The sequence below is a fragment of the Ureibacillus manganicus DSM 26584 genome (assembly GCF_000772945.1).
Lineage (GTDB): Bacteria > Bacillota > Bacilli > Bacillales_A > Planococcaceae > Ureibacillus > Ureibacillus manganicus.
Window position 1 is genome coordinate 53,331 of sequence record NZ_JPVN01000007.1, and the last position, 26,984, is coordinate 80,314.

Here is a 26,984-nt window from a genome sequence, read left to right on the forward strand (position 1 = left end):
AATTTAGTAGGTAATCCAAGAAGATGTATTTGAATTAAAATGGATATTTTTAGAAGTATGAATATCCTAACGTTTTATTGAATTGTCTTATATATTTTAATATTAAGTTAGGAACTAAGTATATACATTAAACCCCACAGTACTTATATGTTGCACATACACTGTGCACGTTTTGAAGCGGTGGCCTGGTTGGAAATAGTATAAATATATTAAGAGAACGAATTTCAAATGTTGAAATTCGTTCTTTTTGTTTTTTAAAATAGTATTTTAATTATTTACGTAAAATATATGTTGAAAAGTGCAAAATCAGCTAACTTCTTAAACTGTGATCACTTTTTTTTTGTATATTGATTTGGAAAGTACATCAAAGATATTTTGAAGCATTTTGTTGTTAATGTCTTTTCGATGAGCTAAATAAATTGGTGAAGAAATATTAGCAAATTCTTCAATTTGTAATGGAACTATACTGTTATTATATATTTCTTCAATTATATTTTCTTTAGTGAAATAGCTAATGCCATACCCCTCAATTACAAGCTTTTTTTGAATTTCTACATCATTTGTTCGGAATTTAATATTTGCCTTTCTAGCTTCTAAGTAGGTTATAAAAAAATCATTCTGCAAAGTTTCTCGACTAGGTACAATAAAATTCTCGTCTATAATTTTCTCAAAGGAAATTTTACTATTTCCACTTAAACCTAATTTCTTTCCTGCCACAGTATAGATTGGCTCATCACTTATTAAATGAAATTCCAAGTAATCATTTTCTAATAATTCTCTAGTAAAGCCAATTTGAATTTTATTTTCCAATAGATTAGATACTACATCAACATCTTTAATAGCTGTGAAATTATAACAAGTATTATGATTTAAACTAGTAATGGAGCTGATAACGTTATTGATCATAAAGAGCTTTAAGGAAAAACCATATCCAAAATTGATCGAAGGTTCACTCTTCAATGATTCTATCTTAGTTAAACTTTCTTGGAAGGATTGCAATATATCTTTGGCGTAATTTAAAAAAATTCCCCCTTCTTGTGTTAGCTGAACTTCTTTTTTCCCCCTAACTAATAAGGAAATCCCTAATTCAGATTCCAATTTATTAATTCTGTGTGTGATAGTAGGTTGGCTTAAAAATAGTTTTGCAGAGGCTTTGTTAAAACTTCCACTTTCAATTACAGCAACAAAAGTACTAATCTGATCCAAATGCATTAGAAAGACCCCCTAATAAAATGATTAAAGTTTTTTTTAGTAATAATAAAAATTTCTATTATTCAAAATATTATAAAAATTGTATATTGTAGTAACAGAGATAAATTGCATTTTAAAGAGAACACTCATATTAGCTTTAAATTGTATACAATAATACACAAAGCAAGGATGGTTTACAACAGAGTTTTGAATATTCAGTAAATATTTTATTTTTTTTCAATATTTGTATACAAGTATATAGTTTCAGGAAAGGAAGGGTATGATATGCAGCAGATTAGAATGTTAGCGAAGGATAATGCTTATTTAAGTATTAAGGAAAGGGTTATTAGTGGTGAATTAGCTCCAGATCAAGTACTTACAGAAGACTTTTTAACAAACCTTCTAAAAATTAGCAGAACACCTCTTCGTGAAGGTATCCAACGATTGGAATTTGAGGAGTTTATTTATAGACAACCAAATGGGAGATTTAGAGTTTCCTCAATTTCTAAAGAACATGCAATTGAAGTCTATCAAATGCGTGGCTTAATGGAAGGATTTATCGTTCGAAATGCAACAATAAAGGCAACTTCAGAGGATATTAAACAATTAGAAAGTATTATCGAAAAAACAAGATTATCTGTTTTAAACAATGATCCCGAAAGTATAGTAGTTTACGGAAATGAATTCCATAACCTTCTATATAAAATAAGTGATCTTCAAACACCTACTAAATTTTTAAGTATGCTAAATGATCATTCTTTAAGATATAGAATGCTTATATCTAAAACAGGTGTATGGTATCCCAATACAGTAGAAGAACATCAGACCGTAGTCGACTATATGAAACAAAGAAATTTCGAAGCAGCTGAAATGACTATAAAACTCCATATTGAAAAGAGTTTAAATTCCCTTTTAAAGAAATTCGACCAAATAAAAATTCAAAAAAAGGACTGATTAAAAAGTGAGTAATTGTAATTGGAAAATAGATACAAGAATAATTCATGAAAAGTTAGAACCTGATAAAAAAACGCGTGCAATTGTACCAAGTATTACTCCAGCAGTAGCATACTCATTTTCAACTGCTGAAGAAGCAGCAAATGTTGTATCAGGACTTGAAGATGGAATTTATTACGGACGATATGGTAATCCAACGATACGCCAACTTGAAGAAAAAATTGCTTCCTTAGAATTTGGTGAAGCTGCACTTGCTGTTTCAAGTGGTATGGCTGCTATATCAACAGCACTCCTTTCTTGTTTAAAATCGGGAGACCATGTACTGGTAACAAAAGATGTATACGGTGGAACGTACAGTTTCTTAACATCATTAGCAGAGAGAATCGGCATTAAATATGACTTTGTTGATTGCACAAATCCTCAAAATATTTTAGACGGGGTGTTACCTAATACGAAAGCAATCTATATCGAAACACCATCAAATCCTAATTTAACAATTTTGGATATTGAGAAAATCGCTAAAGTATCCAAGAAAATTGGGGTTCCTCTAATTATAGACAATACATTTATGAGTCCTATTTTGCAGAATCCATTATTACTTGGTGCAGACATTGTTGTTCATAGCGGAACAAAATACATTAATGGTCATGGCGATGTACTATGCGGATTTATTGTTGCAGATGCAGACAGAATCAATATGATGCGAAAAAAAATCATGGGTGATTTAGGGCAAAATTTAAACGCTTTTGAAGCATACTTAGTGATTCGTGGCTTAAAAACAATGTCTATCCGAATTGAAAAACATTGTTCTAATGCACAAAAGGTAGCTGAATTTTTAGATTCACATCCGATGATTGAAAAAGTTTATTACCCTGGCCTAGAAAGTCATCCCGGACATGAAATTGCAAAAAAACAAATGAGGGCAATGGGGGGAATTGTAAGTTTTGAAGTTAAGGGTGGCATTAATGAAGGAAAAAGATTTATTAACTCACTTGAATTAGCAATGATTTCATTTAGTTTAGGAGATCCAGAGACTTTAGTGCAACATCCAGCTTCTATGACACATGCTCAAATTCCGAAAGAAGAAAGGAAGAAGTATGGAATTACAGATGGGCTGATTAGACTTTCAGTTGGTTTAGAAGATCCACAAGATATTATAAACGATTTAGAGCAGGCATTGAAAAAGGTAGAACTAGCTGCAAGTGTTTAATCTCGAGGGGAGGGATATGAAATGCTATCTATTAGAGACTTACGGTTGTCATTTAAAGAAAATGAAATTTTAAAAGGAATAAATATTGATGTAAATAAAGGAGATGTTGTGACTTTAATTGGCCCCAGTGGGACAGGTAAAACAACCTTACTAAGGTGTATTAATTACTTGGAAAAACCAACAACTGGGAGTATTACTTTAGGGGATTTAAATCTTAACTACGAAAAAATTACCAAGAAGGAAATTTTGACCTTAAGACGAAAAACTGCGATGGTTTTCCAACAATATAACTTATTTAAAAATAAAACAGTTATCGAAAACGTTATGGAACCACAAATGATTGTACAAAAGAAAAGTAAGATAGAAGCCTACGAAAATAGTGTGGAGCAACTAGATAAGGTTGGTTTAATAGATAAATTAGAATCATATCCTTCTCAACTTTCAGGTGGACAGCAACAACGGGTTAGCATTGCTAGAGCCTTGGCCTTGAAACCAGAAGTAGTTTTGTTTGACGAGCCAACTTCTGCACTTGATCCAGAATTGGTTGGAGAAGTGTTGAAGGTAATCGAAGCAGTAGCAAAAAGCGGTATGACAATTGTTCTTGTTACGCATGAAATGTCATTTGCACAAAAAATATCTACAAAAATTGTCTTTATGGATAAAGGTAATATTGTAGAAGAGGGCCCACCTAAAGCCATCTTCGAAGATTCTACAAATCCACGAACAAAAGAATTTTTAAATCATTTTTATATGAATAAATTACACGTGGTATAGGAGGATGTTTATGATAAAAAAGTTCAAAAAAATTCAGTTAACGATCTTAGCTTTGGGTGCGGTGGCACTATTAGGTGCATGTGGTAGTGCAGAAGGGACTAGTGGGGGATCAGCAAATGGTGTACGTACAATTGATGTAGCAGTTCCGCCCGATTCAAAACCTCTGAGTTATACAAATGAAAATGGTGAACTGGTTGGTTATGAAATTGATATTTTAAAAGCAGTAGATGAAAAACTAGAAGATTACTCATTCAATTTATTGGGTGTTCACGATAGTGCTGCGGAAATTGGTTTAGATACTGGAAAATATCAAATGATTGCACAAGGTTTATTCAAATCACCAACGCGTGAGGAAAAGTATTTAATCCCAGAACAACATAACGGTGCAAGTTTAATGCGTGTGTATTCCAATAAAAAATATTCGAATATTAAATCTTTAGATGATTTAGTTGGATTAACAATATTTCCTCCATCACCAAGTGGAGGAGTATATAACTTATTAATGGCTCACAATGAAGAAAAACCTGATAAAAAATTAGAGTTTGCTACATCTGATGCTGGATTTACGGTAGCTGAAAGATTAAAAGATATAGAGAGTGGCAAATACGATGCCTTAGTTTTACCTTCAAATCTGGGAGCGGCAGACATAATAAAATTACAAAATTTAGAGGTTAATATTTCGGATCCAGTTAAAGTTTTCCCAACATTCTTCATGATCTATAAGTCAGATGAAAACAAAGAGTTAGTATCGAAGGTTAGCGAGGCTTTAACTGAATTAAAAGACGAAGGCGTACTTTCAAAAATTTCAATTGAATATTACGGTGAAGACGTATTCATTTATGAATAAAAGCCTAGTAGCTTAAAGCTACCCTTAGGAGGGGGATACATGAATATAGGCTATATGATAGAAGTATTTCCAAAATTACTTGCTACCTTACCTATTACACTATTAATAATTATAGTATCCGCTATTCTTGGTCTGTTACTAAGCATAGGTGTAACATATCTAAGACTAAAAAACTTAAAAATTCTTGGGCCATTTTTAGAAATGTATGTTTCATTTATGCGTAGTACGCCAATTCTAATCCAGCTATTCCTTGTTTTTTACGGCTTACCAGTTTTAATGAGAAGTTTAGGGTTTAATATGGATTTTGGTGCTATAACATCTTGTATTGTTGCGTTAATTGTTTATAACGGTGCGTATTTATCGGAGATTTTAAGACCTGCTTATTTAGCTGTTGAGAAAGGCCAACATGAAGCTGCTGATAGTCTTGGGTACACACCTTTTGAAAAATTTCGTAAGGTAATACTTCCTCAGTTAACACCAATCGCATTACCGGGATTAGGAAATGCTGTCGTTTACTTAGTTCATGACACATCTCTAATCTTCACAATTGGAGTTGTCGATATAATGGGGCAGGCAAAACTAATCTTAGCTAATAATTACGGTGAAAATAAAATTGAAATGTATCTAACAATTGCTCTTTTATATTGGCTAGTTTGCTTAGTTTCAGATCGTACTATTAAACTACTTGAACATTTCACATATCTAAAGAAAATTGAAAGAAAATCAAAGTTTAACAAATCTAAAGTAAATAAAGAGCCAGTATCGATACAATAGACTGAATATTCAGATTAAAACATCTTTGAAAGGGGGGAGCCTTTTGTTTGATGTAGGTGTTTTCCTTAATGGAATACTTGAAATTTTAAAAGTTGTACCTAGTACACTATTGTTAGCTGTTATTATTTTGTTACTCGCAATAATGCTTGGCTCAATAATTCACCTTATTGTCCAGCATAAAGTTCCAGTATTATCTCAATTAATAGTGGTTCTTCAATCATTTCTTAGAGGAACACCCAATGTTGTACTTCTTTATTTCATGTTTGCAGCATTACCGGAACTCCTTACTATTATTACAGGAAGTTTAGGTATTCCATTCGATGCAAACAAAATTAACCCTGTTTTTATTGTAATATTTACTTTTTCAATTACTTTATCAGTTTTCCAGTCTGAGATTATAAGAGGCGCTATATTATCTGTAGATAAAGGACAGATTGAGGCAGCACATGCCTTAGGATATAGTTTCTGGCAAACATTCACAAAAGTTATTTTCCCTCAAGCCTTGATTGAAGCATTTCCGGATTTTATGAACTCACTTTTACTTGTTATTAAAGGTCTATCATTGGCGTACTTGTTTACAGTTATGGATATTTTGGGACAAGCCAAACTTCTTGGTGGCTATACACAAAGATACCTTGAAGCTTTTGCGGCAGCAGCTTTGATTTACTGGTTGTTATGTATCGTGTTAACGAAATTCGCAAATAAGGTTGAATTTAAAATGAGAGAAGGATTCCATTAAACATTAATAGGAGTGAATAGAGTGAATAAGTTTGAAAGAATAAAAGCAGCATTAAGTCTGGAGGAAGTTGATCAGGTTCCAATTAACCTTTGGATGCATTTGTCAGCTGTTGACCAAAATCCTAAAAGTTTAGCTTTAGCTCAAGTTGAATATGCACGTAAATACGATTTTGATTTTATAAAATTAATGCCATTTGGTTTATATTGCGTAGAAGACTGGGGAGTAGAAGTTGAATATTATAGCCAGGTTAATAAACCACCTGTTGTAAAGAAGTTTGCTATAGAAAAAGTAGAAGATTGGGCAAAGCTTGAAGTGTTACCACCTATTTATGGAACTTATGGAAAGCAACTACAACTGTGTAAGTACGTAGCTGCTGAAGTGAAAAACGAAATTCCTTTTGTACAAACAATCTTCAGTCCATTAACAGTAGCACGTAAATTAGGTGGGGATAGACTTATTTTGGATATGAGAGAAAAACCTCATTTAGTTAAAGCTGCTTTAGAAGTTATAACAGAGACGACGATTAACTTTGTAAAAGCAAATATTGAACTAGGTGTAGATGGATTCTTCTTTGCAACCCAATGTGCATCGACTGATTTTATGACAAAAGAAGAATATGAAGAATTTGGTGTTCCTTATGATTTAAAAGTTATTGAAAGTTATAAAGATGAGACTTTCTTTAATATTGCCCATATGCACGGAGATAACATTATGTTTGATACCATTGCAAAATATCCAGTAAACTGTTTAAACTGGCATGATCGTTGGACTTCACCATCATTTGCTGAAGCTCGAAAACTTACGGATAAATGTCTATTAGGTGGAATTAGAGAAGTTCCGTATTACGATCAAAATAAGAATGTCATTAAAAATAGTTTGCTCTTAGACGGAACAATTCCAGAGATTGAAGAACATATCAGAGAATCAATAAATCAAGTGGACGGAAAAGGAATTATTCTTGGTCCAGGATGTGTTGCTAGTCAAAATATCCCTGAAAAGAACATCTTTGCTGTACGTCGCAGTGTAGTTGAATATACTAAAACTTTAGCTTAAAAATTATTTAGAAATTTTCTAATACGCTACTAACAATTTTGAGAGTTTTCAAAAAGGCAGGTATACATTACTTGCCTTTTTTAATTGGATGTTTTACATAATCATATTGAGAGTGATGTAATTTAATTGTGCCCAATGAACTTTTTTCATATGAAATGGGAAAGCAAGTAATTAAAATAATAATTAAATAAAAAGTGACACAATAGAAGGTGATTAGTTGAGTGATATGTATTTTAAATATGGAGAAACAGAAATAAATTATCTAAAAAAGAAAGATAAGAAACTCGGAGAAGTAATCGATAAGATAGGCCATCTCAACCGTGAAGTTAATTCAGACTTATTCTCAGCTATTGTTAACACTATTATCGGACAACAAATATCAACCAAAGCTCAAATAACGATTTGGAAGAGAATGAAGGATGAACTGGGAGAAATAAATGCAGAAACTATTTTGAATGCTGGTGTTGAAAAGATTAAACAATTTGGCACCTCATTTCGTAAAGCAGAATATATCATAGATTTTGCAAAGAAAGTTAAATCCGGTGAATTTAGACTTGAAGGTATAAATGGTATGACAGATGATGAGGTTATCGCAGAGCTTTCTTCACTCAAAGGGATTGGTGTTTGGACCGCCGAAATGATTATGCTTTTCTGTTTGCAAAGGTCAAATGTGTTCAGCTATGGCGATTTAGCGATACTAAGAGGGTTGCGCATGGTTTATCACCATAAGGATATTGATAGAGAACGGTTTGAGAAATATCGTAAACGCTTCAGTCCTTATTGCAGTGTAGCAAGTCTATATTTCTGGGCAGTAGCTGGTGGTGCCATTGAAGGAATGAAAGATTATAAAATCAATAAAAAATGATATCAGAGGAGAAAAAAATGTACTACTCGACAAATTACAAATCTCCGGTTGGGGAGATCTTGCTAGCAAGTGATGAAGTTAACATTATTGGTCTTTGGATTGGCGAGCAGAAATATATTGGAAATACAATGCCAAAAGATATCATCGAAAAAGATGATTTTCCAATATTACAAGAAGGGCTCACATGGTTGGATGATTATTTTTCTGGAAAAAAACCGAAATAGTCCAGACTGCCTCTTGCTCCGATCGGTGGCGAGTTCAAACAGCAGGTGTGGAAAATTCTCACTGAAATACCTTATGGTGAGCTGACAACATACGGTAACATTGCAAAAGAAGTTGCAAAACGTATGGGAAAAGATAGGATGTCTGCGCAAGCTGTAGGTGGTGCTGTCGGACACAATCCGATTTCTATCATTATACCTTGCCATCGTGTGGTGGGCTCTAACGGAAGTTTGACGGGTTATGCAGGTGGGATTGAGAAAAAAATCAAACTACTAAAGCACGAAGGGACAGATTTGACCGAACTGTTTGTGCCAGTAAAAGGAACAGCACTTTAGAAATAGTAATTAATAGAAGGAACGGTATTGTTTAAAAAAGGCTATTACGTTTGAACAATCAGATCCTAGAGCGTACATTTGTATTGAAGTTATAGATTACTATTTGTACTAAAGAGAGGCGTTTCTTTAAGAGAGAGAAATGCCTTTTCTTATTGAAGTAAAGGGAAGGTTAGTTGAAGAACAAGTTTTTAGCTTGTTCTAACAATCGGGACTTTAATTGAACAGGGAAGGATGTTATTATACTGCAAAATAATTACCTACATTTTTTACTTCATTTTTCTAAGATATTTTTTAATGCTTTTTGAAGTACGTCCACAATGGCAGCAATGATAGCTGTTGCAAAAATACCCATTAGACCGAGTGCTATCGGACCTGCTGCGTCATCACTCGTGAACATTGCATACACCCTCAAGTAAACTATTACTAACAAAATTAAGAAAATAATTGTAAAAGAGCATTTTTTTATAACCTTCAAGGATTTAAGGGATAATTCGGAAAAAGCGTTATTTTTATCGATATAACTCAATAGTTTAAATGCTTGATACAACGCAACAGAAAACGTAATACATACTCCATACGCACATATTAATAATGGATATATCGAGTAATCTCCTGGACGCACTATCGAATCTCTTCTGGCTGCTTCAGGCAACAAAAATATACACACGGCAAGTACCGCAATTCCAATAAGAAGAGTAACGACCTTTAAGAAAAAAGTTGAACCTAGTTTAACATTCAATTGAAGCACCTCACTGATTTAATGATATTGTAAGTTTAGTACATTAATTATTGATTTACAATAAATTTATTTCGTTTTTCACTAAAGTATTATTGTTTATTATATATAAATTTAATTATTATGTGAGAATCGTAACTTAACAATCGGCCGCTATTCTTGAATAAGAAGCGGTTGAAATGAATAAAAAAAGCTAGATTCCTAAAAATAGGAACCTAGCGTATATAATTTCGTAAATTAATAATTAACTATTCATACAACTTATGATTTCTAAAGTTTGTTAAGTCTCGTTTTCTTTTATATAAAATCCTCTTGCAAAGGTATTAAAAATACGTATTAGACGTTCTGTCATATCACTGGGTGTCACATCAAAATCCTTCGCAATCCAATCCATTATTGTCCCCGCCGTACCATAGGCCATATAGCGTTTTTGGGCGTGGTCATCAACGCTAGTTACTCCGTATTGAATATCAAATTTATTCTTAAGTAAATTAAAAATAGCTTCAGGCAATTGTTGGTGAATGTAGGGTAATGTATCTTCTAAAAGTATTAATGTGAAGTAATCACGGTGATCGTAAATGTAATACAACAATTCGAAGGAGTTTGTGGTCAACTCATTTACTTTCATCTGACTATCGCTTTGGTATTTCGACATGCTGTAATACTGTATGGCTTCAAACATTTCATCCATTAATTCTTCTACTAATTCGTATATGTTTTGATAATACACATAAAAGGTTGTTCGATTATATTGGGCATAATCAACCACGTCCTTCACCGTAACAGCACTAAATCCTTTCTTATGTACCATTTCAATAAATGCCTTTTTTAAGAAACTCTTGGTTCTTAAAGCATGGGTGGAATTGGATTTCATATTTCCCTCTCCTATTATTCGACAGATTGATTAAAAGTGTTGGTTTCTTCGACATTATAGCAAATGTTAAGGATTGTGTACAAAGCGTGAAAGCGATTACACTTTAAATGTAACCAAAATCTTTAGGGGAGGAATTAAATATGAGATTTGAAAACAAAGTCGTAATTATTACAGGTGCTGCTGGAGGCATAGGTAAAGAAATTGCTCGTAAACTTGCAAGTGAAGGTGCAAAGTTAACACTTGTGGATTTAAATGAAGCTGCTGTGATTGCGGTTGCAGAGGAACTTAACTTAGGTGAAAATCGCGTTCTAACATTAAAGGCAGATGTTTCTAAAGAAGCAGAAGTAAAGAATTATGTTGAGCAAACTATGGAAAAGTTCGGTCGTATTGACGGATTTGCAAATAATGCAGGAGTAGAAGGTCCAGCAAAAAGTATAGAAGAAATAACAGAACAAGATTTTGATTTCGTATATAGCATCAACGTAAAAGGTGCTTTCTACGGTTTAAAATATGTATTACCAATAATGAAACAACAAAAAGCAGGTTCAATAGTAAATACTGCTTCAGTAGCAGGACTAATTGGTTCACCACAAATGATGTTATATAATTCGTCGAAACATGCATTAATGGGTATGAATAAAGTAGCGGCGTTAGAAGCTGCTCCATTTAATGTGCGTGTGAACACAGTAAACCCAGGTGTTATTAACACACAAATGATGCGTAATATCGAATCAAAAGTTGCACCAGGTGCAGCAGAAGCAGCACAAGCAGCTTATAACGATGCAGTGCCAATGAAACGCTACGGTGAACCTGAAGAAGTAGCTAACGTGATTGCGTTCTTACTTTCTGATGAAGCTACTTATGTTAGTTCATCTTCATTCACGGTTGATGGTGCATTATACAACGTTTAATTCATTGAGATAATGAGTCCTTGAAACTGGCTCAAAAGCTAGATTTGGACTGATATATTAAAGTATTAAAACAATTAGGAGGAGATAGTATGAGAGGTTGGGAATTTAAAGGAACTAACATTCCATTAGAATTGATAGAAAAAGAGGATCCAAAAGCGATTCCAGGTCATGTTGTTATTGAAGTGAAAGCTGCTGGTCTATGCCATTCAGATGTTGCAGCATTACAAGATCCAGGTTGGATGCCACTTTTCCCAAATGGTCCTGTTATTATGGGACATGAGTTTGCAGGGGTTGTTATTGAAGTGGGTGAAGGTGTAGAAGGTTTTAAAGTTGGAGACCGCGTTGGGGCCAACCCAATGAATCGTGAAACAAAAGTAACTGCTGGGTACAACTATGATGGCGGATATGCAGAAAAAGTGCGTGTTCCTGCTGATCAATGTGTAATTATTCCTGAAGGGGTTTCCTTTGCAGAAGGTGCAGCTTCAACAGATGCTGGAATCACATCTTATCGTGCTCTTTTCAGTATTGGACAAGCAAAAGAGGGTACAAAATTAGGAATTATCGGTATCGGCGGACTTGGTCAATTTGCTCTTCAAATGGCACTAATTAAAGGTTGCGAAGTGTACGCTACAGATGTTTCTCCAGAAGCTCGTAAACTAGCTGAAGAATTAGGGGCTACAAAAGTATTCGACACTGTTTTAGATATGAAAGAAGCAGGATGTGACGTAATTGTTGACTTTGCTGGTTTTGGACAAACAACTTCTGATGCACTAGAAGCTGTAAGACCACAAGGAACAGTTGTAATTGTTGGTATGGGTAAATTAGGATCTAATATCAATACTTATTTAATGATTACAAAAGAAATTAAGCTTTTAGGAAGCAATGGTGGGTCAGTTGAAGATCTAAAAGGTGTGTATGATTGCTTCGCTACTGGAAAAATGAGTCCAAATCTTATTACAATTCCATTTGAAGAAGTGGACAAAGGAATTGAAAAATTGAAAAATCATGAAGTTAAAGGCCGCTTAATAGCTGTTTTTGAATAAATGTAAGTTTTCATTAAAAAGGAAGAAGTTGGAATAAGACAATTCTCTGAAATAAAGAGCCTGTGAAATTTTATCATAAAAATTTCACAGGCTTTTATTATCCTATTTTCTCTATTAGTTTATTTTTGGTGTTGTCGAAAAATATTAGAATAGTGTTGAATCCCTAATGCAATTTATATAAGAGATTTTAAGAATTAAATTGTGTATAAAAATTTAGTAAAATTGAAAACGCTTTATTTATAAAATTTAGAATCTTCTGTTGAACAAAGGGTTTTATCCTGTTAAAATCATATTATTAATTTTTTAGAAAATTGCTATTTTCAGAAAATATTTTTATGTTTATTCATTTGATATTAAATTTATACGGGATAGGAGCTAGAATATATGACCAAATATACAGATTTAAATGTCCCACTTAGAACCATTATGACACCAGGTCCGGTAGAAGTAGATCCGCGAGTATTGAGAGCGATGGCTACCCCGATTTTGGGGCAGTTTGATCCAGCATTTACAAATATTATGAATGAAACAATGGAGATGCTCCGAGAGGAAAATTAATGGGCATTTCCGGTTGATGGAACTTCCAGAGCAGGTATCGAAGCCGTTCTATGCAGTATTATTGAACCTGGAGATAAGGTTTTGGTACCAATCTACGGTAGATTTGGCTACCTATTAACTGAAATTTGTCAGCGTTATGGAGCAGAGGTTACGACAATGGAAGTTCCTTGGGGAGAGGTTTTTGATCCGGAAGTAGTCATCAATAAGATTCATGAGGTTTCTCCGAAAATTGTTGCCATTGTTCATGCAGAAACATCAACTAGCTGTATGCAGCCGTTAAAGGAAATAGGAGAAGCTTGTCGAAACGCAGATGTTCTGTTAGTTGTTGACGCTGTAGCATCATTAGGTGGAGTTGATCTAAAAGTGGATGAACTTAAGCTTGATGCAGTTATTGGCGGAACGCAAAAATGCCTATCTGTTCCATCCGGATTAGCCCCGATTACTTTTAATAAACGAGTTGAAGAAGTTATAAATAAAAGAAAAAGCATTGAATTAGGATTAAGAACATCTCAGAGCGAGTTATCTAACAACCGAATTGTTAGTAACTATTTTGATCTAGCGCAGCTTCAGGATTATTGGAGTCCTACACGTCTTAATCATCATACTGAAGCGACAAGTATGCAATATGCTTTAAGAGAAGGGCTTCGTATTATTCTTGAAGAAGGACTTGAAACTCGATTTGCACGCCATAAGTTAAATGAAAAAGCATTAATTGCAGGAATTAAAGCGATGGGCTTAGAGTTATTTGGTGATGAAAAGAATAAGCTACCTGTTGTTACTGCTATTCAAATACCTGATGGAATTAACGGTGACGAGATACGTTCCATGATGTTAGAAGATTTCGAAGTTGAAATTGCTAGCTCTTTTGGACCGCTTCACGGAAAGATTTGGAGAATTGGAACAATGGGTTATAGTTCACGTAAAAAAAATATTCTTCATGTTCTTTCAGCATTAGAAGCGACGCTAGTTCGAAAAGGCTTTAATGTTCATAAAGGTGAAAGTTTACAGGCTGCATTAAACGTATATGATGAATATAAAAATCTTTATACGAATGTGCAAGCCCAAACTCTGATTGAATGTTAAATAAGTTAAGTTTTGTATTTAAAAAACTTATAATCCAATTGTTTTTTATATATTCAATGATCTTAGGTTTCCAATTTATAGAAAAAATGTATGTTGGAACTAGTATAAAGGAAGAAGAACGAATTTCTGATGAAGGAAATTTGTTCTTTTTTTGTGGAATAATTTACTAATGTTATCGTTCTTGAATGAAGTTAGGAAAAATAGTGAATACTAAAAAATAAGGAATATTAATTAAATATATATCTATAAAAGCGATAAAATCTTTGTAAATAGTTATCCTTATTGGTCAATGACTTTAAAACAATAATCATTATAATTGAATTATAGATGGTAAGAATCCAAATGATGATTATTACGGAGCGATGGTTTTCAATTTCTTTGGGACAATAATTTTTATTGTCTTACCGGTCTTGGCGATTCACACAGTGAATCCGTTTTTTTTTGGCTTTAATATTGACAGCTCCATAGTTTAGTCCGGTTTTTCGGTGCAAAACATGAATTTAAAAAATATCTAATAAAAATTTATTCTAAAGGAGAATACATCATGAGCGGTTATAATGCAGTTTTAGCAAGAAATACAGAAAATGCTCCAAACGGTAACGGTCTATATTCACATAGTGTTGCTTTCTCACATTACAATAATCTTTCGGCTCAATTACCTATCGAACCTGAAACTGGTAAATTGGTAGCTGGTGGTATAAAAGAACAAGCTGAACAGTGCTTTAAAAATATTAAGGCAATTGTAGACAGCATCGATCATGTTATGAGCGATATTGTTAGAATTACGGTATTCGTTAAGGATATTAAAGATGTTGACGCTGTAGACGAAGTTTATAAATCATTCTTCCCAACTTATGTTCCTGCACGTACAACAGTTGCAGTTGCAGCTTTACCAATGGACGCTATGGTGCAAATTGAAGCACTTCTTTCACACGGTGAAGGTACAATACCAAATGCACCACAAGCAGGCGACCTAATTAAACTTACAAATAACACGGCAAATGCACCAACTAGTGTACTATCTACACAAACTGTAGCTTTCTCTCATTACAATTATCTTTCAGCGCAATTGCCTATCGATCCTAAAACAGGAAGATTGGTTGTTGGTGGTGTAAAAGAGCAAGCTAGACAGGTTCTAAAAAATATCAAGTCAATTTTAGAAAGTATCGACGTTCCTGTTGACGATATCGTTAAAATGACAATTTTCCTTAAAGACCTATCGGATATTGAAGCGGTAAACGAAGTTTATTCAACATTCTTCCCAGATTCTGCTATCGCAAGAGCAGTAGCTTATGTTCCTGCACGTACAACAGTTGAAGTTTCAGCTTTACCAATGGATGCTTTAGTACAAATGGAAGCAGTGGTGTCACACGGAGACGGTACACCTCCACAAGAGATTGAAGACAGACATGGTATTGTTATTTGGGCAAACAACACTGAAGATGCACCAAAGAATTCACTATCTACACAAACTGTTGCGTTTTCTCACTACAATCACTTATCAGCACAATTACCATTAGAACCAAAAACTGGTGAAATTGTAGCTGGTGGTGTAAAAGAGCAAGCTGAACAGTGTCTAAAAAATGTTAAGGCAATTGTAGAAAGTATCAATCACGTTATGGACGATGTAGTTAAAGTAAACATCTTCCTTAAAAATATCGAGGATATTAGTGCTGTAGATGAAATTTACACAACATTCTTCCCTGGCGGCACTCCTGCACGTAGAACAGTTGGCGTATCAGCTTTACCTAATGATGCGTTAATCCAAATTGATGTAGTCGTATCAAACGCTGAAGGAACACCTCCAAAAGCAAAATAAGCATTCGTTTGTTAATGCTTAGATGAGAAAAGAACGAATTTCCGAAGGTGGAATTCGTTCTTTTTTGTATTAATTTATTGTGCAAATCGATAATAAATCAATAGAAATGTACTTAGAGCAAATAAAAAGTTTAGGAAAACAAATATCATTTGGTCCAATCGGGTCTTATGCATTTTAACTGGTGGATAATAAAAGGATACTCCCTCGATAATAAATATTAGTAATACAATATGAATCATCCCATGTCCGACTACTTCGGTATAGCCAAATATCATCGTTGTTAGGGTAAATAAAATTGTTAAGGCGACAGCTAATACACGGTTAAGAATACCAACGATTAATAGGTAACCAACGACGAATTCAATAAATGCGGAAAGAACAACAAATAGGTCACTAGGAAAGCCGAAAGTAGGAACATTATGTCTGTGAATAATATCAATCGTCATTAATGGGTAAACCCACTTTTCAACTGCAACCCAACATAAACTTAAACCTGTTCCAAGATAAAGAAATGGAAAACCTGCTGTTTCAAATTTGGTTTTCCCTACCAAAAATACACCGATAATAGCAAGGTAAAACCCGTAATCTAACATATGGAACCAACCAGAATAACTCCAAATAAATAGAAATAATCCAAGCATCAATATGGAAGCTATTTTCGTTGCATAATGATGTGGTATCAAAAGTAAAACAATAATTGTCCACATAATTACTGTTTGCCAACTATTGTGGATGGTGAACTCAGGTGCAAACATAGTTCCATTAACTACCTGTAAAATAAAAGCAACAGCTGTACCGTACTTAAGAATAGAACTAGAATATTTCCGGTACCCATCTAATTTCATATCAATTTTGGCGACACCGGGAATCTTCATTAAAAGCGGAATGAATTGAGATAATAACGCCAAGAAAAGAGCAATTAGTAAAGATAATACTATAAATTGTATTGAAAGTATTTGTTCGATAGGAACCTTTTCAGGTTCTTTCTCCGTAAACCATTTGACATGTGCATTTGCAATAATTGGTGAGAGACAAATTAATCCTATTAACAGTATAATTTTGTATTTTTTCAATGAATATACTCCCTTTTTGTAACAATGCTTAAAAGTTATTATTCCTTAACTAATTTCGATTATGCTGAAGCTTTCTATAAAATAATGCACCTAACAAAGAAGGGCTTTTATTACATTATGTGTAGAATGCAAATTTATAAAATGATAATGGTTTAGAAACTGAATTCGAATAGGAGTTCGTTCTTTTAATTGAACGTATATAAAAAGAAATGTGAAGAATAATAGTAACTAAAATATTTGTATTATTAAATTTAACTTGGTATTCAGGAAAAGATTTGTATTTTGGGGGCGTTAATATTGAAAAAGTTTATAACAATAATGTTTGTATTTTCACTAGCTTTAATAGTTGCAGCTTGTAGTAGTTCAACAGATGATAATAACGATAAGACACCGGTTGATGAAACAGCCGAAAAGCAAAATGGTGAAAACACTAAGGATGAAAGTACAAAGACTGACAATACCGATGTAACTCTAGAAGAACAAGTTATTTATGAAGAAAATGATATAAAAGTTACCGTGACAGGATTAAAAAATGATAGCTTCTATGGACCTGAAATAACGGTACTGATTGAAAACAATTCGACAAAGAATATAACAGTTCAATCTAGAAGAAGCTCAATTAATGGTTTAATGGTTGATACTATGTTCTCTGCCGATGTTGCTGCAGGTAAAAAAGCAAATGATGGAATAACATTTTCAACTTCGGAATTAGAAGCTTCAGGAATTACAACAATAAAAGACATTGAGCTTGCTCTTCATATAATTGATGCAGATACTTGGGATGAAATTGCAAATAGCGATTTAATTTCATTGACAACAACTGCTGATGCATCATTTGTGCAAGAATATGATGATTCAGGTTTTGTTGCATATGATGCAGACGGCGTAAAAGTAGTTATAAAAAAATTAAACAGCTCTGAAAGTTTTTGGGGATCGGATGTTTATCTGTATATTGAGAATAATTCCGATACGGATATTACAATTCAAGCGAGAGATGTAGCTGTAAATGGTTTTATGGTTGACCCGATGCTTTCTAGTGATGTAGGTGCCGGCAAAAAAGCATTCGATACGATGACATTTATGGAATCTGATTTGACGGATAACGGGATCACAGATATTACTGATTTAGAATTTAAACTCCATATTTTCAATACTGAGTCTTGGGATACAATTAAAGATACGGATAGCATAAAAGTAACTTTTGATTAATTTTAATAAATCCATTAGAACGAATTCCCAAATAAAGGGGTTCGTTCTTTTTTATTGAAATTATATTAAGAGCTTAAAGAACATAAGTAATTTTATAGGATCTATAAACATGAGCGAAGGGGAGCGATCACTTGGAGGGGTTTATCTATAAAAATTATGATGGTCTCGGTTTGGCAAAGTTAATAAAAAACAAAGAATTGCAGTCAAAGGAAGTTCTCACAGAAGCAATTAAAACAATCGAAAAGCATAATCCAACGTTAAATGCGGTGATCAATAAATTTTATGAAAAAGCAGAAAGACACGCTGAAAATGTTGATTTGACAGGGACCTTTGCTGGTGTGCCGATGCTTTTAAAAGATATTGCACAAGAAGTTGCAGGGGAGAAAATAACTCAAGGGTCGAAAGCTTTTCAGAATTACCGTGCTCAAGCCGATTCGGAGTATATCAAGCAAGTACGGAAGACGGGGGCGGTTTTTGTCGGTCAAACAAATGTTCCAGAGTTTGCTTTAATGGGAATTACGGAGCCTCAAGTTTATGGGCCAACACGTAACCCATGGAATCTTGACCATACACCCGGGGGATCAAGCGGAGGCTCTGCTGCAGCAGTTGCCAGCGGTATGGTTCCAATTGCCGGGGCGAATGACGGTGGTGGTTCAATTCGAATTCCTGGTGCTTACTGCGGGCTGTTTGGGATGAAGCCTACTCGAGGTCGAACGCCTGTTGGACCAAAGTATGGTAGGAACTGGCAAGGTGCATCAGTTGATCATATTTTATCAAGGTCAGTTCGTGACAGCGCGGCTATGCTGGATGAAATCAAAGTTTTTGAAAAAGCTGCTGCTTTCCACGCACCACCTTTTGAAGGTTCGTATCTTCAAATGATGAAAGTAACTCCAGTTAGCAAGTTGAGGGTTGCCTTTTCGGTCCGTTCGCCACTAGGTTCGGAGGTTCACCAGGATTGCAAGGAAGCAGTGTATAATGCAGCAAGGCTTCTAGAGTCAATGGGTCATCATGTTGAGGAAGTTGATGCACCTGTAGATGGAAGAAAAATTGCTAAAAGCTATTTGACGATGTATTTCGGTGAAGTAGCTGCAGCCATTGCCTCCTTAGAGGAAATCTTAGGACGAAAGGCTGTAATGACCGATGTGGAACAGACTACTTGGATTTTAGGATTAGTCGGAAAGGCAACATCTGCGGAGGAAGTAGTTCTTAGTATTCGTGAATGGGATCACGCCGCTTATTCAATGGAAATTTTTCATGAGACTTACGACTTCTATATGACACCTACCACCGCGTTTCCTCCGGCCAATATTGGAGAACTTGAACCGAAGAAATCAGAAAAGCTGGCAATGCAGGTTGCTGGTAAACTTTCAATGGGCGGCATACTGAAAAAAGCTGGGATTGTCGAGCAGGTTGCGGAAAACAATTTGATGAGAACCCCATTCACACAACTGGCTAATTTAACTGGTCAGCCCGCAATGACGGTGCCGTTGCACTTGACCGCTGATGGTCTCCCGGTTGGTGTCCAGTTTATGGCAGCAAGAGGCAGGGAGGATTTGCTTTACTCATTAGCGGAGAAACTAGAACAAAGTGAACTATGGGTGCCCGCTGAGAAAAATCCGATGTTTTTGTTGTAAAAGTGTAATTATATTAGAAGAACGAATTCTTGATTGAGAGATTCGTTCTTTTTTTTACAAAGTGTATGTTTGCGACTCAATTTTGAAAGTGTGCCACCATTAATAATAACCAACCAGTAGGAAATACTGTCTTAAACGACGTAAAATGGAGGACAGAATTATGCCTGAATTGCCAGAGATGGAAACTTATAAAACATTACTGGAGTCATTGATAGGTGGAAAAACAATTTCAGATGTTGAGATTGTGCGGGAAAAATCGATTAACGTTCCTGTTGACCGGTTTACAACTCAAGTTTCAAATCAAAAGATAACAACGGTTACTAGAAGAGCTAAATATTTAATTTTCCGACTAGAGGATGGGTCATGTTTACTATTACACCTCATGCTTGGCGGGTGGATGTTTTTTGGTAAAGAGGAAGATAAACCAGACAGGACGATTCAAGTAAAGCTATTCTTCGGTGAACAACATTTATACTTCATTGGATTGCGATTAGGCTACCTACATCTTTTATCACCTGAAGATGTGAAGAAAGAGTTTGAGAACCTGGGTCCAGAAGTGCTTGATGCGGACTTTACTTTGGAGAGCTTCCACAAGCTAATGCAAAATAGAAGAGGTGCAATTAAAACAACACTAATCAACCAAGATGTGCTAGCTGGAATAGGGAATGCTTATTCTGATGAAATTCTTTGGCATGCAGAGATTCGCCCTGATAAGAAAATCAATGAACTAAACGATCAACAACTAACGCGGGCTTATCATTCCATTCAGTTCATCCTAAAAAAAGGAATCCAAGAAGGTGGCTATATGGAAAACCCACTATATAAGGGAGATTCCAAAACCGGCGGCTATCAGTTCTATGTGTATGATAAAGAAGGAGAAGAATGTTCTCGTTGCAATACTCCAATAATTAAAGACGAGATATCTTCACGAAAAACATTCTTTTGTCCTAATTGCCAGCAGTAAAGGATTATTTTTCGTTGTAGAAGCGAGGAAGTAATTAATAGATGGAGGGGTAAAGTGGATAAAAAATGGATTTCCAAAACATTGCTGGTGACGGTTGTATTAATATTGTCGGCATGTAGTGCTGAAAAAAGTACATCACTTTTAGAAGTAACAAAAATGGATGATGAAAAAAAGCAAAATGTCTCAAAGCAGATTGCCAACGATCAGGGATATGAACTCATCACTGAAACTTATTCTAAAGAGAATGTAAAATTAGAATATCCTCAAATCATTAATTTCAATGATGAAAGAAAACGACAGGAAATAAATGAACTGATAAAAAAAGAGGCACTTACTCCTTTTCAAGAGACAATTCAAAATTTAGAGCAAGACCAGAAATATAAGGCTGAAGGAAAATATGAAATTAAATTAAAGAATAATCAAATTTTAAGCATTGCTTATAATAGTTACAACAATATTAGTCCATCTGCCCATCCTTATAATTTGTTTTTCACAACAAATATAGATTTGACTACTGGCAAGCAATTGTTTTTATCTGATTTTGTATCGAAAATTGATAAGGATTTTATTAGGCTATTAAAAAATGCAAAATATGTGGGAGATTTAGGAGATGATTTTGACCCGCAGATTAAAGAACTAGCATTTGGTCAGTACAGTAGTGATGAAGATTTAATATTAGCGCTAACTAATAATAAAGAGAACGGTATTTATGTCTATGTAATAGAAAATGCTCTTGGTATTAGCATGCCGGTAGCTCATGTTGCGGGTGATCATGCTGAATTTGAAATTAATCTAAATTTATTAAACAAAAAGTGAGAAACGATTACTGTACTGGGGACAAATAATATATTTCCGCTACAAAGTTTTAATTAGAAAAACTTTGTAGCTATTTTTATGATTATACAACGGATTAAACTAGTTTGAATTTGATATAATTTGAACTATCTAAATAAATTTAAGGAAGGTATCTGAATGAGCCAACAAGTAGAAACTTCCATATTAAACCTCAAGGAATTGCTTGAACTTTATTTGTCTATTCCAGAATATCAAAGACCATATACATGGACACAAAAGAATGTTTTCCAGCTTCTTGATGATGTAATAAGGTTCTCTGTGTACCCAGAATATCGAATTGGAACAATAATTTTACATAATAATAATGGGAAATTAGATATAGTTGACGGGCAACAACGTATTATTACGAGCTTGCTTATTTCTAGATTTTTAGATTATAAGGATACAGAAAAACTAACTAAACTAGACATTCCTATGCATGAAAAAACCATTGAGAATATTAAAAGTAATTTTAAATTGATTGAAGAATATTTCGACAGTAATCCTAATGCGAAAGAGATTCTTAGAGACTATTTTTTAGAACACTGTACAGTTTTAGTTTTACAATTGAGTAATTTAGACGAGGCTTTTCAATTATTTGATTCATCCAATAACCGTGGGAAGGCCCTGTTCCCTACTGACTTATTAAAAGCCTACCATTTGCGAGAAATAACAGGAAACGATGAGAAAAAAAGAGAGATGGTTGATTTATGGGAAAACATTAAACCTGAGCACGTATACATACTATTTTCTGATTACTTCTTTAGGATTAAACAGTGGTCAAGGAATAAGCCTGTTAATGATGTTGGTTTCACAAATCAAGAGATTGATTTGTTCAAGGGAGTAAGTGAAGCAAACGATAACAAACATAATAATTGGTCAAAATCGCTATTAATGGCGAAGAATTTTGTAGATAACTATAATAGTCAAAATCAAACGATGATTGAATTTAAAGCGATGCAACCTTTGAATTATCCATTCCAGATAGACCAACCAATGATTAACGGCGAGTACTTTTTTAAATTTGTGGAGTATTATTATTCATTAGTAAATAAGTTAGGATTCTTTGAAGGAAATAAACAAATTGAAACTCACACATCTAAGATTAATATGCTGATTAACCAATTTGAAAATAATAAATATTTCAGATATGTAAATTCTTTGTACAAGACTGCTTTGTTATATGTAGTAGATAAATTTTCTCAAGATGAAGTAGATTCAATTGAAAAAATATGTTTTAAATATGCGTTCTATCCCCGTTTCTATTTCGAGCAAGTTCAGAAGAAAACTATCAATAAATATGTGACTGATAGTGATGCAGGTGTTCATAACTTTTTTAATTATGTAAATGAATCGTATTCCATTAGGGATATACTTCATTTTGAAGTAAAGACAAGTGAAGAAAAACTAAAAAACTCAAAGAAAATGAAAGAAAAATGGGAAAAAGTATATAGCTTATACTTTGAAGGTGGTAACTAATGATAGAGAAAGAGTTTAGTATTAGGGATATATTTAATGGTTACTATAGCATTCCAATCTATCAAAGAGCGTATGCTTGGACTGATAAAGAAATAGAAACTCTCGTCGATGACATCTATGATTATTATTCTATTAGTAAAAATCAAAATTATTATATCGGTTCATTAGTCGTTCACAAAGGTGATCATGATTTTGAAAATGTCATTGATGGACAACAACGATTAACAACATTATCATTGCTCATTTGTTATTTGAAAAATGAATCTAACTATAAAGATTTAGTGAAAGGCATTAACGTTAATCTTGATTTTGAGAGTAGAAAACGTTCAACTGATATTTTTAAGTATTTAAAAAAGAATTACGCGAAAGTAATCAATGAATCAAATGAATTAGTTGATGGTTATCGAATTTTGAAAAAGAAATTGAATAACGAAAAATATAATGAAGGATATTTTCGATACTTAATTGATAATGTAATTCTTATCAAGAATGAATTGCCAAAAAGTACTGATCTTAACCATTACTTTGAAATCATGAATAACCGTGGGGAGCAACTTGAAAAGCACGAAATTGTGAAAGCTTATTTAATGGGAAAACTAGATGACTCTGACGATATTGGTCGTAAGGTTATTGCTGAAGTTTGGAATGCATGCCAACGATTAGATAAGTACGTGCAAATAGGGTTTAAACCGAGTATTCGTCGGGAGATTTTCGGCGAGAAATGGGATGAGATTGTCCCAAATAATTATTCTGAGATGAAAAGAATATTTGAAGAAGATAACGAGATTGAAAGCTCGTTTTTAGGAACAATAACAATCGATGACATAATACAATCAAATTCAAAAACAGGTGAAAGTGAGAAGAAACGCAAAGAGGACGATGATACTGGAAGATATCATTCTATTATTAACTTTCCGAATTTCCTATTGCATGTATTGAAATTATTTAAGAATGACCGTTTTAACTGGAGAAACGAGTCAGATGGCATTTCTCTTGATGACAAGAAATTAATCAGTCATTTTAAAACTAACATCCACAATGTTAAAGATGTTGAAGACTTTGTTTACTTGCTGCTGAAGACACGGTATGTTTTTGATAATTACGTCATCAAAACGGATAGTTTAAATGATGCAACAGATGATGGCTCTAATTGGAGTTTGCATAAACCATATATGCTGCCTAGTAAAAGTGGTAATAAGTTATCGCCGCGTAATACTTTTTATAATGATGAGGATATGCAAGAGATAGTTGTCAAAATTCAGTCCATGTTCCAAGTAACAGATCCACGTCAAATCTATAAGAGCTACCTATATGGGATTCTAAGAATATTGAACTCATGGATTGATAGCAAAGATGATAAACATCTTGTAGATCAATTGATTAGTTTTGCAAAAGAACGTTTTAAAGCTATGACTGTTAAGGATACAGTTTTTGATGACGGCGTTAATACTCCAAACTATATCTTTAATTTCTTGGATTTCGTTCTTTGGTACCAACAAAAATTTGAAGGCAAAGAACATGGTGTAAAAGCGAATGAATTTGAATTTAAGTATAGAAATTCAGTAGAACACTTTTACCCACAAAATCCTAATCAAGCTGAAAATCATGCACGTCTTGAGGATAAATATCTCGATAACTTTGGCAACCTTTGTATAATGGCAAGAAGTCATAACTCTCTCCGTTCAAATCTAATGCCATCAGCAAAAATCAAAGAATTTAGCTCTACGAGTCAGAGTTTAAAATTTGAGCTAATGGAGAAACTCGCAAAACAGAAAGATGATTGGAATAAAAATGAAATCATACAGCATGGTAATGAAATGAAAAGATTGTTATCGGAATTTATTTCTTAACAGTTTTGATGGAAATAAAGGATTGATGAGAATCCCTTGGAAATGAGCAAATAAGATCATTTTCGAGGGTTCTTTTTATGTAATGGAACCAAGTTGTAATGTGTATATTAGTTAACTAATGTAAGTAAATTAAAAACTCAAACAATTGAAAAAAGATATAAATTTGATACTAGAAGAATTATAATATACTAATCCGCGGAAATTTATTGAAAGTTGAGGGTTATCATGGTTAAGAAGTTGATTGACCTTATGCGACCTACTTATTTTCTAGTTATCATCGCCTTATTTGTTTCTTTAATCATTCCTTTTGTATTCAACAAAGTGTTAAATTTAGAGTTTGCTAAGCCAGATACATTAGCATATGTTGGGTCAATTATAGGTGGAATTTTGACACTAATAGGGGTTTACTTAACAATAAGACATTCTGATAATTCTTATAAAAAGGCATTCGAAAAAGAATTAGAAAATGAATTTATTAATTCCTTTCCTCTGAAAATAGAAGCTATTAACAATGTGAAAATAGAAAGTGAAAGACTTCTTTCAGAATACAAATCTATTATTGGTAATGTTATTGAACAGACTGAAGTAGTAGGTATACAATACGAAACTCTTAAAGAGCTAAAAAATACATATAGCAATAAACTATTACCAGTGGCAGGGAAGTTAGACGGTCATGTCTATGTTGAAGTAATACACTATCTAGAGGAAATCGATCATTTTAACAATTTTATACTTGATAAAGATCGGTTTATCCAACGTAATAGTCTTGAACTGTATATCGAAGAATTCAAAGTAAAGTTTGCACATATGTGCTTAAAGGTAAACCGTTCCATTGAGTTCTTTGGTGAATATCAAGAATCAATCGGAGATTACTTTACAAAGATCACAAAAGATAAGAATCTTTGGAAACCTAACCCAATGCTTAGTCAACAACAGTTTAAAACAAGCTTTTATGAGAAGTTCTTTCAAAGTGTCGTTAAACCTAATAAAGAAAAAGTTAAAATTGCAGTAGCACACAATCAAACTTCCCTTGAAAACCCCTATCATTTAGGATTGGAAAAATTTAAAGAAATAGCAGAAAAAATATCTGATGATACACTTCAAGTAGAAATTCATCCTGGAACGCTAGGAACGAACGAAGTTGAACTGTTAGCTAAGCTTCAAAAAGGAGCCATTGATGTAGTTGTCGTTTCACCGAACGTAATATCGTCAAAAACAGGGATTACTGAACTAGATCTGTTAACTCTACCTTATCTTTTTGATAGCTACGAGCATTGGGAAAGAGCTGTTGATGGTAATGTTGGACGGCACATTTCTACTTTAATTAAACGAAAATCACATAACTTACACGTCTTAGGTTACTTTTCAGCAGGGGTAAGGCATTTTTATGGGAAAAAGCCTATTGATGGATTAGAAGATTTAAATGGAATGACCGTACGTACACAAACAACAGGTGTAGTAGCTGAATATTTAACAAAGATCGGTGTTATTACTACCTCAATGGTTTGGGGTGAAATCTATCAAGGACTCCAACAAAAAGTGATTGACTTTGCAGAGAATGCCTATCCTTATTTTGTTGAACAGAACCATCATAAAACAGAAAATGGAAAGCATATAACGGAGACGGGCCACGATTACACGACTCGTGTATTGATAATGAATGAGAAAAAATATGCTGGACTATCGAAAAAACAGAAAAAAGCTCTTATGGAAGCAGTAAATGCAGCAGTTGAAGAAGAACGACAGGCCATTTATGAACAAGAAGCAGTATATAAAGAAATTGCTTTACAAGATGGAGCCCAGATATACAAAGTGGATCCAAAGCCATTTAAACAAGTATTGGAACCAATACAGCAAACGTTTGCCGAAAATATTGAATCCGAAAATTTGTTAAAAATGATTAAGGAATTAAAGTAGGTTAACTAAAGTGATGTGACCCCGAAAAGTTAGAGT

22 protein-coding genes and 2 pseudogenes are annotated in these 26,984 nt (G+C 33.8%); 20 read left to right on the top strand and 4 right to left on the bottom strand.

Going from position 1 to position 26,984, the window contains the following annotated elements:
- Positions 1–318: 318 nt before the first annotated feature.
- Entirely contained in the window at positions 319–1,212 is an 894-nt protein-coding gene (locus tag CD29_RS19615) for a LysR family transcriptional regulator (protein WP_052124042.1), read from the bottom strand.
- Positions 1,213–1,476: 264 nt separating this feature from the next.
- Here CD29_RS19615 and CD29_RS07110 point away from each other — a divergent pair, with 264 nt between their 5' ends.
- The 9 genes and pseudogenes from CD29_RS07110 to CD29_RS07150 all read left to right on the top strand — a co-directional run bounded on the left by CD29_RS07110 (position 1,477) and on the right by CD29_RS07150 (position 8,964).
- Complete coding sequence (locus CD29_RS07110; protein ID WP_036184686.1) at positions 1,477–2,145, top strand: GntR family transcriptional regulator; 669 nt, start codon at positions 1,477–1,479, stop codon at positions 2,143–2,145.
- A gap of 7 nt (positions 2,146–2,152) precedes the next feature.
- The gene (locus tag CD29_RS07115; protein WP_036184693.1) at positions 2,153–3,355 is read left to right on the top strand and encodes a trans-sulfuration enzyme family protein; all 1,203 of its coding nucleotides are present in this window, start codon (positions 2,153–2,155) and stop codon (positions 3,353–3,355) included.
- Positions 3,356–3,376: 21 nt separating this feature from the next.
- A complete protein-coding gene (locus CD29_RS07120) occupies positions 3,377–4,129 on the top strand; it encodes an amino acid ABC transporter ATP-binding protein (protein WP_036184695.1) in 753 nt (250 codons plus the stop codon).
- Positions 4,130–4,139: 10 nt separating this feature from the next.
- Positions 4,140–4,976 (top strand): transporter substrate-binding domain-containing protein, encoded by an 837-nt coding sequence (locus CD29_RS07125; RefSeq protein ID WP_036184697.1) that lies wholly within the window; start codon positions 4,140–4,142, stop codon positions 4,974–4,976.
- Positions 4,977–5,015: 39 nt separating this feature from the next.
- Positions 5,016–5,750 carry an amino acid ABC transporter permease gene (locus CD29_RS07130; RefSeq protein ID WP_036184699.1) on the top strand — a complete coding sequence of 245 codons (735 nt, stop codon included), beginning with the start codon at positions 5,016–5,018 and terminating at the stop codon, positions 5,748–5,750.
- A 43-nt stretch (positions 5,751–5,793) separates the two neighbouring features.
- Positions 5,794–6,489, top strand: coding sequence for an amino acid ABC transporter permease (locus CD29_RS07135; RefSeq protein ID WP_036184701.1), 696 nt, complete (start codon positions 5,794–5,796; stop codon positions 6,487–6,489).
- A gap of 21 nt (positions 6,490–6,510) precedes the next feature.
- Positions 6,511–7,542 (top strand): uroporphyrinogen decarboxylase family protein, encoded by a 1,032-nt coding sequence (locus CD29_RS07140; protein WP_036184704.1) that lies wholly within the window; start codon positions 6,511–6,513, stop codon positions 7,540–7,542.
- Between the two features lie 226 nt (positions 7,543–7,768).
- Positions 7,769–8,407 (top strand): DNA-3-methyladenine glycosylase family protein, encoded by a 639-nt coding sequence (locus CD29_RS07145; protein ID WP_036184958.1) that lies wholly within the window; start codon positions 7,769–7,771, stop codon positions 8,405–8,407.
- A gap of 17 nt (positions 8,408–8,424) precedes the next feature.
- Positions 8,425–8,964, top strand: a pseudogene (locus tag CD29_RS07150) (methylated-DNA--[protein]-cysteine S-methyltransferase).
- Positions 8,965–9,235: 271 nt separating this feature from the next.
- Here CD29_RS07150 and CD29_RS07155 read toward each other — a convergent pair.
- Together CD29_RS07155 and CD29_RS07160 are read right to left on the bottom strand one after the other, a co-directional pair.
- Entirely contained in the window at positions 9,236–9,703 is a 468-nt protein-coding gene (locus CD29_RS07155) for a DUF2975 domain-containing protein (RefSeq protein WP_036184706.1), read from the bottom strand.
- Positions 9,704–9,980: 277 nt separating this feature from the next.
- Positions 9,981–10,574 (bottom strand): TetR/AcrR family transcriptional regulator, encoded by a 594-nt coding sequence (locus CD29_RS07160; protein WP_052124043.1) that lies wholly within the window; start codon positions 10,572–10,574, stop codon positions 9,981–9,983.
- Between the two features lie 140 nt (positions 10,575–10,714).
- Between CD29_RS07160 and CD29_RS07165 the strand changes: the two genes are divergently transcribed.
- From CD29_RS07165 to CD29_RS07180, 4 genes and pseudogenes are all read left to right on the top strand, one after another.
- Positions 10,715–11,485 (top strand): SDR family NAD(P)-dependent oxidoreductase, encoded by a 771-nt coding sequence (locus CD29_RS07165; protein WP_036184708.1) that lies wholly within the window; start codon positions 10,715–10,717, stop codon positions 11,483–11,485.
- Between the two features lie 89 nt (positions 11,486–11,574).
- Positions 11,575–12,528 (top strand): zinc-binding dehydrogenase, encoded by a 954-nt coding sequence (locus CD29_RS07170; protein ID WP_036184710.1) that lies wholly within the window; start codon positions 11,575–11,577, stop codon positions 12,526–12,528.
- A 384-nt stretch (positions 12,529–12,912) separates the two neighbouring features.
- A pseudogene (locus CD29_RS07175) lies at positions 12,913–14,169 on the top strand (pyridoxal-phosphate-dependent aminotransferase family protein).
- Between the two features lie 544 nt (positions 14,170–14,713).
- Positions 14,714–15,988: a Rid family detoxifying hydrolase gene (locus tag CD29_RS07180; RefSeq protein WP_036184712.1), complete on the top strand. Its 1,275-nt coding sequence runs from the start codon at positions 14,714–14,716 to the stop codon at positions 15,986–15,988.
- A gap of 74 nt (positions 15,989–16,062) precedes the next feature.
- Here CD29_RS07180 and CD29_RS07185 read toward each other — a convergent pair whose 3' ends face one another.
- Positions 16,063–17,061, bottom strand: a complete 999-nt coding sequence (locus CD29_RS07185; RefSeq protein ID WP_036184713.1) for a DoxX family membrane protein — start codon at positions 17,059–17,061, stop codon at positions 16,063–16,065.
- A gap of 297 nt (positions 17,062–17,358) precedes the next feature.
- Between CD29_RS07185 and CD29_RS07190 the strand changes: the two genes are divergently transcribed.
- The 7 genes from CD29_RS07190 to CD29_RS19620 all read left to right on the top strand — a co-directional run bounded on the left by CD29_RS07190 (position 17,359) and on the right by CD29_RS19620 (position 26,948).
- Positions 17,359–18,270, top strand: a complete 912-nt coding sequence (locus CD29_RS07190) for a hypothetical protein (protein WP_052124044.1) — start codon at positions 17,359–17,361, stop codon at positions 18,268–18,270.
- Positions 18,271–18,401: 131 nt separating this feature from the next.
- A complete protein-coding gene (locus CD29_RS07195) occupies positions 18,402–19,904 on the top strand; it encodes an amidase family protein (RefSeq protein WP_036184714.1) in 1,503 nt (500 codons plus the stop codon).
- 160 nt (positions 19,905–20,064) lie between these two features.
- Complete coding sequence (mutM, locus tag CD29_RS07200; protein WP_036184716.1) at positions 20,065–20,868, top strand: bifunctional DNA-formamidopyrimidine glycosylase/DNA-(apurinic or apyrimidinic site) lyase; 804 nt, start codon at positions 20,065–20,067, stop codon at positions 20,866–20,868.
- A gap of 54 nt (positions 20,869–20,922) precedes the next feature.
- Positions 20,923–21,684: a PdaC/SigV domain-containing protein gene (locus CD29_RS07205; RefSeq protein ID WP_036184717.1), complete on the top strand. Its 762-nt coding sequence runs from the start codon at positions 20,923–20,925 to the stop codon at positions 21,682–21,684.
- A 156-nt stretch (positions 21,685–21,840) separates the two neighbouring features.
- The gene (locus CD29_RS07210) at positions 21,841–23,181 is read left to right on the top strand and encodes a DUF262 domain-containing protein (protein WP_036184719.1); all 1,341 of its coding nucleotides are present in this window, start codon (positions 21,841–21,843) and stop codon (positions 23,179–23,181) included.
- Positions 23,181–25,031 carry a GmrSD restriction endonuclease domain-containing protein gene (locus CD29_RS07215; protein WP_036184728.1) on the top strand — a complete coding sequence of 617 codons (1,851 nt, stop codon included), beginning with the start codon at positions 23,181–23,183 and terminating at the stop codon, positions 25,029–25,031. Before CD29_RS07210 ends, CD29_RS07215 begins: the two co-directional genes overlap by 1 nt.
- A gap of 225 nt (positions 25,032–25,256) precedes the next feature.
- Positions 25,257–26,948, top strand: coding sequence for a TRAP transporter substrate-binding protein (locus tag CD29_RS19620; RefSeq protein ID WP_052124045.1), 1,692 nt, complete (start codon positions 25,257–25,259; stop codon positions 26,946–26,948).
- Positions 26,949–26,984: the final 36 nt, after the last annotated feature.

Coding starts and splice junctions, on each gene's coding strand:
- CD29_RS19620 (WP_052124045.1), top strand. CDS start 25,257: ATGGTTAAGAAGTTGATTGACCTTATGCGACCTACTTATTTTCTAGTT.
- CD29_RS07170 (WP_036184710.1), top strand. CDS start 11,575: ATGAGAGGTTGGGAATTTAAAGGAACTAACATTCCATTAGAATTGATA.
- CD29_RS07160 (WP_052124043.1), bottom strand. CDS start 10,574: ATGAAATCCAATTCCACCCATGCTTTAAGAACCAAGAGTTTCTTAAAA.
- CD29_RS07145 (WP_036184958.1), top strand. CDS start 7,769: ATGTATTTTAAATATGGAGAAACAGAAATAAATTATCTAAAAAAGAAA.
- CD29_RS07180 (WP_036184712.1), top strand. CDS start 14,714: ATGAGCGGTTATAATGCAGTTTTAGCAAGAAATACAGAAAATGCTCCA.
- CD29_RS07130 (WP_036184699.1), top strand. CDS start 5,016: ATGAATATAGGCTATATGATAGAAGTATTTCCAAAATTACTTGCTACC.
- CD29_RS07125 (WP_036184697.1), top strand. CDS start 4,140: ATGATAAAAAAGTTCAAAAAAATTCAGTTAACGATCTTAGCTTTGGGT.
- CD29_RS07215 (WP_036184728.1), top strand. CDS start 23,181: ATGATAGAGAAAGAGTTTAGTATTAGGGATATATTTAATGGTTACTAT.
- mutM (WP_036184716.1), top strand. CDS start 20,065: ATGCCTGAATTGCCAGAGATGGAAACTTATAAAACATTACTGGAGTCA.
- CD29_RS07120 (WP_036184695.1), top strand. CDS start 3,377: ATGCTATCTATTAGAGACTTACGGTTGTCATTTAAAGAAAATGAAATT.
- CD29_RS07165 (WP_036184708.1), top strand. CDS start 10,715: ATGAGATTTGAAAACAAAGTCGTAATTATTACAGGTGCTGCTGGAGGC.
- CD29_RS07110 (WP_036184686.1), top strand. CDS start 1,477: ATGCAGCAGATTAGAATGTTAGCGAAGGATAATGCTTATTTAAGTATT.
- CD29_RS19615 (WP_052124042.1), bottom strand. CDS start 1,212: ATGCATTTGGATCAGATTAGTACTTTTGTTGCTGTAATTGAAAGTGGA.
- CD29_RS07210 (WP_036184719.1), top strand. CDS start 21,841: ATGAGCCAACAAGTAGAAACTTCCATATTAAACCTCAAGGAATTGCTT.